Raw genomic sequence first — 10307 nt, forward strand, 5'->3', positions numbered from 1 at the left:
GGGTATCCTTCCTTCCATCAAATTATTTTACAAGCGACTGCAAATGAATGATAAACTGTTCTGCCACACGACCCGAATATCCACCATTTCTTATGCTCCATGCATTCGCCTGCATCAAAAGTTCTTCCTCTGACAAAGTAATCTCCGAATGCGCTTTGGCAAGACCCAGAACAATCGCATCAAAATCTTTTTTGCTTGGCTTGCTGAAATTAATGCTGACACCAAAACGGGCAACCAAAGAAAGCTTTTCCTGCATTGTATCCGAACGGTGCAATTCATCATTTGACATATCCGAGCGGTCACTCCATGTCTCACGAATCAAGTGACGACGGTTTGATGTCGCATAAATCAGAACATTGTCCGGACGCACTTCCATGCCTCCCTCAATGACTGCCTTCAAATATTTATACTCAATCTCAAATTCTTCAAATGACAAATCATCCATGTATATAATAAATTTGTAATTGCGGTTTTTAATTGTCTCAATAATTGCGGACAAATCCTGAAACTGATGCTTATAAACTTCAATTAATCGGAGTCCTTTTTCATAATATTGATTCAAAATTGCCTTGATACATGTCGACTTTCCGGTTCCACTGTCACCAAAAAGAAGACAGTTATTCGCACGGCGTCCCTCGACAAATGCCTCTGTATTTTCCACAAGCTGCTTTTTCTGAAGTTCATAACCAATCAACTCATCCAACGTCACATCCGAAGTATGAGTAATCGGTGACAAAATCATTTCATCCCCTGTGTGAATAACACGAAATGCTTTATTTAATCCAAACTTACCAACACCATATCGTTTATAAAAAGCGGTCACAATGTCAAAGAAATCCTCACCGTTTTTCGCTTCACACAACTGTGACGCCAAGTCACGAACCTTTTCACTGACACTTTTATTATAAGTATTTTCCGCTTTTGCCATGGAATGATAATGGGTCAATGTCTCAAAACATGCAACGCCTAATTTCTTTTCCATTGCAGAAAAATCATAATGGAACAAATGATAAAAATGCTCCATATCCTGTTTTACAATTTCATTTACCGTACCATCTTTGGAAGCACCGACAGTCTCGCAGAGAATACTGAATGGATTTTCTGTTGTTGCCAAAAGATAAGCAATGTAACACTGCCATAAATTGTTGTCAAATCCATACGTCGTTGACAAATCAAGAAGCCTGTACACCTCATCGTAAATCGCACGAACAAGTTCTTCTCTGCTATAAGAATCGTCGTGCTCCATCTTCTCTATTAGGCTCCCAAGTTTCATCAAAATACTGTCTCTTCCAAGCTGGCCATACATTACAAGCCCTGCTGTTTCTCGATACATCTACATCGCCTCCAAATCAATACACTGTATACTGTCCATATTTTTAGCCATAACAGACAATTCATTCGTAAATCCTTCTTTTGAAAAAAGGTAATAATAATCGGCTTCTTTGCCCGTCTGCTCAATGTCATGCAAAAGTTCTTCAAATTCATTTGTCGTCATCGGCTCATTGCTCCATTTGCAGGTTCCCACAAGGAGTTTTCCCTCTTTTGTATTCGCAATCAGAGGAACAAAACCGGACTTTCCGTAAAGACTACCAAACCTTTCAAACTGCGCCGGCAGATGATGATACTGATTCATCAATTCCATAAATTCACGGCACACCTTCTGATAAGCTTTTCCCGCCAATTCATCCAAGCCGTTTTTAATATGAGCCTCATAAAATTCATCCGGGCTCTGCATACTAAAATCCGAAAAATTCGGATAAATTAACTGATACCAAAACTGCAAAAAGGAATCCGTAATACCATACAGCCCCTTCTGCACAGAATCCCGCTTTTCCGGCTCATAGGAAAAGATTTTTTCCGCCACATCAATCTGTATCAGATTTTTAATATAAACCGAAATTTTTGCCCTGGAAAATCCTGTTCTTGTAAACAAATAATTTAACTTTGGCTCATTTTCCGCAAGCACCGATAAGATAGTACTGTAAAAAGGAAGTTCACGCAGGGAAGTTTTCAAAAAACGCTGTGCCTCCGTATGAAGCACTCCCTTTTTGTCCACAATCAGCCGTACAATATTTTGTTTTACACTCTCTTTCGGATTCCAGTGTTCCAAATACCCCGGCACACCGCCTAAAATTCCATAAATCAAAATACAGTCTTTGGTTGTGCTTTCCGGAAAACGGTCTACCATCTCAACGAAAGTAAACTCTTTTAACTTGATTGGCAGACTCATATATTTTGCCAATTCTCCCATATCCGAAACCATATCGTTTTCCACCCATCCGATGGCAGAACTCACGAAAAGAACCATCACCTGTCCTTTCGGAAACTCGTCAAATTTCGTAAGAAAATCTGCAAAAAAAGTCTTGTACCCTTTCTGCATTAAATCAAATTCATCCACGACAAATACAATCCGTTCCTTTTCTGCCTTTTCCTTTACCGAAAAAAGCACTTTATCAAAATAACGGTTCTGCTCTTTTTCAGACAATTCTCTCGCCTGATAATAAACATATGTTTTGTCCTGCACAAATTTTTTTACGAGCGTTGTTTTTCCAATCTGCTCTCTTCCATAGAGAACAACGATGGAATTACCGCCCTTTAAATAAGCCTGATTTAGTATCGCCAGTTCTTTTTCACGGCCAATAAACACAACCATCACGCCCTTTCTTTTACATCTTGTCCGGTGCTTCAAAGCCAAGCAAATCGATACAAGATTCCAAAACTTTTTGGACTAAGGAAAGAAGTTTGATGTAAGAAGCTTTTCTCTTCTCATCCTCTTCTAACAAAATTTTTGTCTCGTGATAAAAATGGTTAAAACTTTCTGACAACTCATAAATATACTGGCAGATTTTATGCGGTGCCAATTCTTTATATGACGTTTCCATCATATCCGCAAAGCGGCTAAGTGTCAGATACACGCCGGTCTCACTCTCATTTGCCGGAGCTAAAAGTTTCGTATCCTCATTCAGTACGCCCCCCTGCTCCTTATATTTTGCAAGGAGGGATTTAATTCTTACAATCGTATACAAAATATACGGTCCTGTATTTCCCTCAAAGGAAGCAAAACGCTCAATATCAAAAATATAATCTTTTGATGCCTGATTGGATAAATCACCATATTTCAAAGCAGCAAGACCGACTTTTGCTGAAATCTCTCTCGCTTCCTCTTCGCCATAATCACGATTTTCCATCATTTTTTTGTAAACTTCATCATTAATCTGCTCTCTGAGAGCCTGTAAGCGAAGCACACCACCATCTCTTGTCTTAAACGGTTTTCCGTCTTTTCCGTTCATGGTACCAAAACCGATGAAGTCAAGTTCTGTATCTGCTTTTGCAATCCCGGATTTTTTCGCTACACGGAATACCTGGGTAAAATGCAGCGACTGACGCTTATCCGCCAAGTAAATAATCTGATCCGGCTCAAACAATTTTTCACGCTCTACAATCGTTGCCAAATCGGTTGTTGCATACAACGTCGCGCCATTTGACTTTACAATAATACACGGCGGTATCTCTTTTTTATCTGTTTCCTCCGTAACGTCCACAACAAGAGCACCCTCGCTCTCATAAGCAAATCCGTCCTCTTTTAATTTTGAAACCATATCCGGTATATACTCCTGCACATCGCTTTCCTTTTTCCAAAGATCAAAATGAACATCAAGTTTATCATAGTTTTTCTTTAAATCGGCAATGGAAACATTCAAAACATGCTCCCACAATGCACGGTATCCACGATTACCATCCTGCAAAAGAGCCGTTGCTCCCTGTGCTTCCTTCAGATAGTCCTCATGTTCTTTGGAATAACCGCTGGCATACGGATAGATTTCCTCCAAATCCGAAATGGTAAATGGTGCTTCTTTCGGATATTCTCCCGTAAAGGACTCGTCAAAATAAGGTAAATCCGGCTGTCTTTTCTTTAATTCCGTAATAATCAAGCCAATCTGAAGTCCCCAGTCACCTAAGTGCACATCACCAATCACCTTATTGCCCATAAAACGGCAGATTCGTTTCACACTTTCACCAATTACCGCTGAACGAAGATGTCCTACATGAAGCGGTTTTGCCACATTCGGTCCGCCGTAATCAATGACAATCGTTTTCGGTTTTTCGGGAATTTCCACGCCAAAACGCTCTTCCTTGTCCATCTGTTCTGCATTTACCGCTAACAATTCACCACTCACAATAATATTAATAAAACCAGGATTTACTGCCTCGATTTTCTCAAAAGCTGCATCCTCTGACAATTTTTCCACCACATCATTGGCAATCTGAATCGGTGCCTTTTTGTATTCTTTGGCTGCTGCCATCGCACCGTTACACTGATACTGGCAAAGGTCCGGGCGGTTACTTACAGAAACCATCGCATACTTTTCATCGTAGCCTGCTGCCACAAAGCCCTCTGTCATTTTTTCTTTTAAACAATCAATTATTTTCTTCATGTTTTCCTCCATTTAGCTAAAAACGGCACCGAAATCTCTCCGGTGCCACGATTTCCTATTCTTATTTTAATTCTAAATTTAATTTTGTCAACCATTCAAAATAATTTTCAAACGTTTTTCGACAACAAAGTGGGTCATCAATCCGGATTCCCGGAACTTTTGTACCAATTACAGCGAAAGCCATTGCCATCCGGTGGTCCTCGTACGTCTGAATAACAACCGGATTTTCATCGGAGCACTTCGGTGTTTTTGGATGAATGATAAGACCATCCTCTGTCTCTTCACAAGAAATTCCTAATCTTGTCAGTTCATTGACGATTGCCTGCATACGATTGGATTCCTGCCTGCGGATATGTGCCACCCCATGAATTGTCGTATCTCCCTTTGCAAAAACCGCCGTAGCTGCAAGTGTCATTGTCTGATCTGAGAAATCACTCATCACCACATCCACACCATGAAGTATGCCATCTTCCGGTCCCCTTAAACAAATTCCATCCGGCTCGTCGGTAACCGTACATCCCATTTTTTCAAGAACCCGTAAGAACTTTACATCTCCCTGCGAGCTGTCAAAATGGACATGTGCTGCCTTTGCCACTCCTCCATTAATTGCCGCCATCGCATAAAAATAACATGCTGCTGACACATCCGGCTCAATCTGATATTCTCTTGCCGTATAATGCCCTGATGGCAGAATTTCATATTCATTTTCCGATTTCTGACGCATGGAAACACCAAACTCTTCCATCATTTTCATCGAAATTTTCACGTACGCTTTCGCATCGCGTTTGCCGGTTAGTACCACATCAAATCCTGTTTTTGAAAATACACCATTTAATAGGAGTGCCGATAGAAACTGACTGCTGGCATCAATATTTAACGATACCTTCTTTTTTTCGCTGCTTTCCTCTCGTCCAAGAATTTCAAATGGAAAACAATATTCATCTTCAAGAAATTGAAACTTCGCACCAAGGAACTCCAATGCTTCCAATAACGGACGCATCGGCCTCGCCTGCATCTGCTTTGACGATGTCACATGATAATGCCCTCCGGACAACGCAAGCATTGCCGTCAAAAAACGTGCCGCCGTTCCGGCACTTCCGACATACACATCCGCTGTCTGCTTAGGAATCTGCGTACCATGTCCCACAATCGTCACCTTAGCCTCTTTTTCGTTTACGTCTATCTCATAACCAAGTGTTTTTAGCGCCTCCATAAACACACGGGAGTCATCACTAAATAAAACACCTTTTAACACACTTTTTCCCTCTGACAGTGCAGCCAGCAAAAGCGCCCGGTTCGTAATACTTTTTGAGCCGGGCACTGTAACTTCGATTATTGGTTTTCCCACAAATGGTTTCATCTTATATTGATTCATCGTATCGTCCTCTCCTGCATTAAATCGCAAAACCAATATAACAAGAAAGCAGATTCAGGTCAAGCGTTTCGTAACACTTTGCCCTGCTCCATCTTGGAAACAGTATCACAGAGGGTTTCGATATCCTCTGCATTATGAGAGGAAAGCAAAATGGTTGTTCCCAGCGCTTTTTTCTCAAGCAGCAGTTTTCGCATCTGCAAAACACCCTCTGCATCCAATCCGTTAAACGGCTCATCTAAAACAAGAAGATTTGGCTCTTCCATAATAGCCTGTGCAATACCAAGACGCTGACGCATTCCAAGACTATATTTCTTTACGGAACGTCTAAGGTTCGGATTTAACCCCACCAGTTCCATCGTGTGAAGAATCTGCCCTCTGTCAATTTTCCCATTCAGCTCTGCTAAAACCTTTAAATTTTTGTACCCACTATAATGCGGAATAAATCCCGGTGTCTCAATGATAACACCTGTGTGGGGTGGAAAATCCACCTCTTTTCCTATCCTTTTATGGTCCACCCATATCGTTCCCTGCGACGGTCTGATAAATCCAAGAATACACTTCATAAGCATTGTTTTACCAGAGCCATTCCGCCCAATCAATCCATGAATTTTCCCTTTTTCAAAAGTCAGATTAATATCCGACAAAATAATCTGTTTTTTCATCGTCAAAGAAAGATTTTCTATTTCAATCATGCACTCCATTAACTGCCCCTCCTTAATCAATTTCGTGGTCAAAATTATAATTCATCTTTTTACATCTTATAAACGCCACAAATAAAATCACTGCCAATAATCCGATAAAATAATAGGCACTAAGTGACAGCGGAAAAACCATTTCTCTATAGTAGCGCGTGTAATGCACACCAAGAAGGCTATTAGCCATCGGAAATAAAAATTTAAAACGGGAACTTGTTGCACAAAAACAAATTCCAGCCGCAATCACCAAAAAACCCGTGATAACTCCTGCCTTCTTCGCCCCTAAGGTGGCAAAAAGCAACAGAATCATACTAAGCAAAAACAAATACAAAAAGACAAATAACACCCCGCAAAAAACAGCAAATGCCGGCGACATATGATAATAAATTTCCGGCGGAATGCTGACACTTCCTGTATTTTGTGCATAGTCCGGAAACGAATAGGCAAACTCCGAAACCACAGGACTCCATTTTGCAGAAAAACTTCCACTCCACAAAACAGGAATCATCATTCCCACAAACACAATGAGCAGGTAACTAAGAATACTCATCTGTACGTACAAAATCTGTCCAAAAAACCAATTTCCTTTCCCCGCTCTCTGCACAACAAAAAGTGTATTTCCATCAATTCTTGGATAATCTGACATAATCGCAAGAAACACTGCCGGCACAAGAAGAATCATAAAATTGGAATTTAACAGGGCAACAAATGGCTCATACACATTGATTGGTTTTCCCATCATAGCTGCATTTTGCAGCAGAGGAACCGTAATAAACTGATAGGCAAAAACAAGCGCTGCCACAATCAGAATCATGCGCGGATCCATAATAAGTTTGATATACTCCATCTTTGCTATATGCCATATTTTACTGACCGAAAATTTACCATGTTCCACGCAATAACCTCCTTTTTATCAAACAGTAACATCCTATCATAAGCACCAATGCCGCAACCGCCATCCAAACGCCTGCCGTTACCAGATATTGTTTCCATGGATAATAAAGGATGCCTGTCGTTTCCCAAATCGCTATATTCCGGTTTCGAAGAAGCAAATCATACAAATAAATCAAGATAAACGGCATGCATAAAATAATATATCGATTTTTCAATAACGCAGTGAAAAACAAAACCGGTATACACACCAAACATCCGTAAAAGAAAAACCGGATTCCCTTCCTAAGAAGAAGTGGCACAATTTGTGAAAGAATCGGCATCTTTCCCATAGAGGTAAAAATCACAAACAAAATTCCTTCATACAAAAAACACCCAAGCACAGCAAGCAGACCACTGGACAAAACAGCCTCCGCCATACTTCCCACAATATACTTTCGTACACCAATTCTTGCCTGACGAAATAAATAATTGTTCGTCATCTTTTCATTCCAAAACACATTTAAGAATGGAAAGATAACAAGAATTGGCATAAACATCGCCATAAAAATACTGATTGGATTTGTAATCAGACTTTCAAACGTAATATCATTTTCCAGAAAAATCTGTCTCATCTGTCCCTCAAAAAACAAATCCCAAAAGGAATATTCCTTTCCGCTTTCATTGGCATAGCACACAGCCGTAAAACTTAATGCCGTAACACATAGAACACAACACCAAAACACCTTATTCTTTAAAATACGTTCTACAAAACTTTTCATCCAATTCATCGCTACCCTCTCAATAATTCCTCACATAATCAACGGTTCCCGTCTTGCAGTCGACGAGAGCAAATTCTTCCTGATTTTCTTTCTCCGAAAACAACATCAGATAACAAGGACTTGTCGTATACTTTTCTCCTGCCTCATGCTCACTCTCTTTTCCGGCATCGCTGCACATCCGGTAACAAATCGATATCTTTGAAATATGATAACCATGATAGGAAGGAAGTTCTTTGGAAACAAGTTTTAGTGCACTTTGCAGTGATAATACCGTTTTGATTTCTTTTTGCTTTTCCGCCTCGTACATTACCCCCTCGTTTGACAAAAAACTATCTGCCCCCTTACAGGAACTAACCACAATCTGGTCATCATAACAATCCGCATATTCAACCGACAAAGACTTCGTATCTGCACTCTCCATTAATTTCTTTTGAACTAATTCTTCCACCCCATGATATGTTTTGCGAAAACAAAAGCGTAAGAAAACATTTCCATCTTCACCATTTTTGTAAACATCAACTTTACTTGGCCGGCTTTTTAGTACGTTTTTCGCCACCGTTTTCTCCCACTTTTCTTCTTCCTTTTTCGCAAGTTCCACCGCCTGTTTCAGCGAAATTGTACCATCCTGCAACTGATATGTTTTATTTTCATACTTTCTATCCAGCCATACGGTTTCAAAAAGATTCTCCTCCTCTATTTCATTCGATTCTTCTGACTTCCGGTAATTGATAAATCCATTATTTCCAAGCAGCAGACGTTCTCCCGTCTCTGTATTTTCATACTCCGGTCCCGGTGGCGAACTATTCGGGTTCTTTTTATAATACTTTTTTTTGAATCTCTTTTTCGGTACATAGGATTCAAAAATTTGATTTTCTTTCTGTAATAAATCACCTGCCTGCAAAAGTTTCGCCTCATACATCTTATCCGGCACATCAAAAAAAGCACAATTTTTAATATCAAGATTTTCAAACGATGTTGACCGGATATCGGCAAGTTCCCGTCTTAATCCATCCATATTTACATACTGTAAATCATTTTTGTTTTCGCCTGCTGCCTCTTCCGGGCTTTGAATGTAATCGCAGCCAACACATAAAATAATGGCTAAGATAACAAATAAAATGTGTGTGTGTTTCAATGGTATCCTCCTTTAATTTCTGGCATCTCCTGTCTACAATCATAACACAACTTATATTACATAAAACATAAAATTCGCGAACGACCTTTTTTTCGGAGTGAACGACCACTTTTAGCCTTTTTTATACAACACATGATGTTTTTCATACCTAATCAGAGATACATGAATACTCTTTTAAATTTTCTTTATAAACTCAGGCAATGTATATCCAAGCGGTGTCATATATGAACCATCCTCTGGTATACGAATCCAAGCTATTTTAGGATTCACCTCTATTACAACAATTTTGTTCCCATTAAAATCATACATACCTATCTGATGGCTCATACCCATCTTTTTCTCAACAGGATTTTCTGCATATGAATACCAATTTTTACAACGTATCATATCAAGAATGTTACTCATTTCTTGTTTCGTACAAGTATACTGATTCGTGTCATCCATTCTTCGAATGACAACCGATGCAACATTTGAAAGATTTGGTCTGAAAACTTTACCTATTAAACTTGGTCTGCAAACCACTCGAACTTTATAAGTTTTTCCTAAATACTTTACCTTAACCGTTGCTTTTCCTCGTTTCAACAATGTAACAACTCCCTTTTTTGAAACTCTAGCAACTTTTTTGTTTGACGATGAGTACGACACACCTTCTTTTGCTGTAAATTCAAGATTTACTCGTTTTCCTACATCACGATAAATTGTCGTTGATACACCAAAGCCAACTTTCTTTACTATATTTACCGTAATTTTTTTCTTATTTGATTTTGTTCTCAGTACAAATGAAGTCTTTCCTTTTTTCTTAGGAATTACCTTACCGTCTTTTATATTTATGTACTTTTTGTCATACTTTACGGCTTTTACCTTTTTTTTGCTAAACTGATTAAGGCTGTATACCATATCCTTCTGTACATACCACCTAAATTAAGCGTAAGAGAGTACGGAACCTCTTTTAAGGGTAGCAAGTAGTACAAATACCCCTTTCAGGGGTAGGCAAAAGCGGCAAAGGCAAGATAG

At 39.4% G+C, this 10307-nt stretch carries 9 protein-coding genes; all 9 read right to left on the reverse strand.

Going from position 1 to position 10307, the window contains the following annotated elements:
- Positions 1 to 22 precede the first annotated feature (22 nt).
- Entirely contained in the window at positions 23 to 1333 is a 1311-nt protein-coding gene (locus DW019_RS13825) for an ATP-binding protein (RefSeq protein ID WP_118443947.1), read from the reverse strand.
- Positions 1334 to 2653: an ATP-binding protein gene (locus tag DW019_RS13830; protein WP_118443948.1), complete on the reverse strand. Its 1320-nt coding sequence runs from the start codon at positions 2651 to 2653 to the stop codon at positions 1334 to 1336.
- A 13-nt stretch (positions 2654 to 2666) separates the two neighbouring features.
- A complete protein-coding gene (gene argS, locus DW019_RS13835) occupies positions 2667 to 4436 on the reverse strand; it encodes an arginine--tRNA ligase (RefSeq protein WP_118443949.1) in 1770 nt (589 codons plus the stop codon).
- Positions 4437 to 4497: 61 nt separating this feature from the next.
- Positions 4498 to 5811: a 3-phosphoshikimate 1-carboxyvinyltransferase gene (gene aroA, locus DW019_RS13840; protein WP_118443950.1), complete on the reverse strand. Its 1314-nt coding sequence runs from the start codon at positions 5809 to 5811 to the stop codon at positions 4498 to 4500.
- A 59-nt stretch (positions 5812 to 5870) separates the two neighbouring features.
- Positions 5871 to 6512 carry an ATP-binding cassette domain-containing protein gene (locus DW019_RS13845; protein ID WP_347461670.1) on the reverse strand — a complete coding sequence of 214 codons (642 nt, stop codon included), beginning with the start codon at positions 6510 to 6512 and terminating at the stop codon, positions 5871 to 5873.
- 13 nt (positions 6513 to 6525) lie between these two features.
- Positions 6526 to 7401 carry a hypothetical protein gene (locus tag DW019_RS13850; RefSeq protein WP_118443951.1) on the reverse strand — a complete coding sequence of 292 codons (876 nt, stop codon included), beginning with the start codon at positions 7399 to 7401 and terminating at the stop codon, positions 6526 to 6528.
- Positions 7388 to 8167 (reverse strand): hypothetical protein, encoded by a 780-nt coding sequence (locus DW019_RS13855; RefSeq protein ID WP_118443952.1) that lies wholly within the window; start codon positions 8165 to 8167, stop codon positions 7388 to 7390. Before DW019_RS13855 ends, DW019_RS13850 begins: the two co-directional genes overlap by 14 nt.
- Positions 8168 to 8177: 10 nt before the next feature.
- Positions 8178 to 9293 (reverse strand): hypothetical protein, encoded by a 1116-nt coding sequence (locus DW019_RS13860; RefSeq protein WP_118443953.1) that lies wholly within the window; start codon positions 9291 to 9293, stop codon positions 8178 to 8180.
- A gap of 174 nt (positions 9294 to 9467) precedes the next feature.
- Positions 9468 to 10190 carry an Ig-like domain-containing protein gene (locus tag DW019_RS13865; protein ID WP_118443954.1) on the reverse strand — a complete coding sequence of 241 codons (723 nt, stop codon included), beginning with the start codon at positions 10188 to 10190 and terminating at the stop codon, positions 9468 to 9470.
- Positions 10191 to 10307 lie beyond the last annotated feature (117 nt).

The organism is Clostridium sp. AF37-5 (genome assembly GCF_003477605.1).
Classification (GTDB): Bacteria; Bacillota; Clostridia; order Lachnospirales; family Lachnospiraceae; genus Eubacterium_F.

Bases quoted from the DNA above. Each gene is read 5' to 3' on its own strand.
- DW019_RS13825 (WP_118443947.1), bottom strand. From the start codon at position 1,333: ATGTATCGAGAAACAGCAGGGCTTGTAATGTATGGCCAGCTTGGAAGA.
- DW019_RS13830 (WP_118443948.1), bottom strand. From the start codon at position 2,653: ATGGTTGTGTTTATTGGCCGTGAAAAAGAACTGGCGATACTAAATCAG.
- argS (WP_118443949.1), bottom strand. From the start codon at position 4,436: ATGAAGAAAATAATTGATTGTTTAAAAGAAAAAATGACAGAGGGCTTT.
- aroA (WP_118443950.1), bottom strand. From the start codon at position 5,811: ATGAATCAATATAAGATGAAACCATTTGTGGGAAAACCAATAATCGAA.
- DW019_RS13845 (WP_347461670.1), bottom strand. From the start codon at position 6,512: ATGGAGTGCATGATTGAAATAGAAAATCTTTCTTTGACGATGAAAAAA.
- DW019_RS13855 (WP_118443952.1), bottom strand. From the start codon at position 8,167: ATGAATTGGATGAAAAGTTTTGTAGAACGTATTTTAAAGAATAAGGTG.
- DW019_RS13865 (WP_118443954.1), bottom strand. From the start codon at position 10,190: ATGGTATACAGCCTTAATCAGTTTAGCAAAAAAAAGGTAAAAGCCGTA.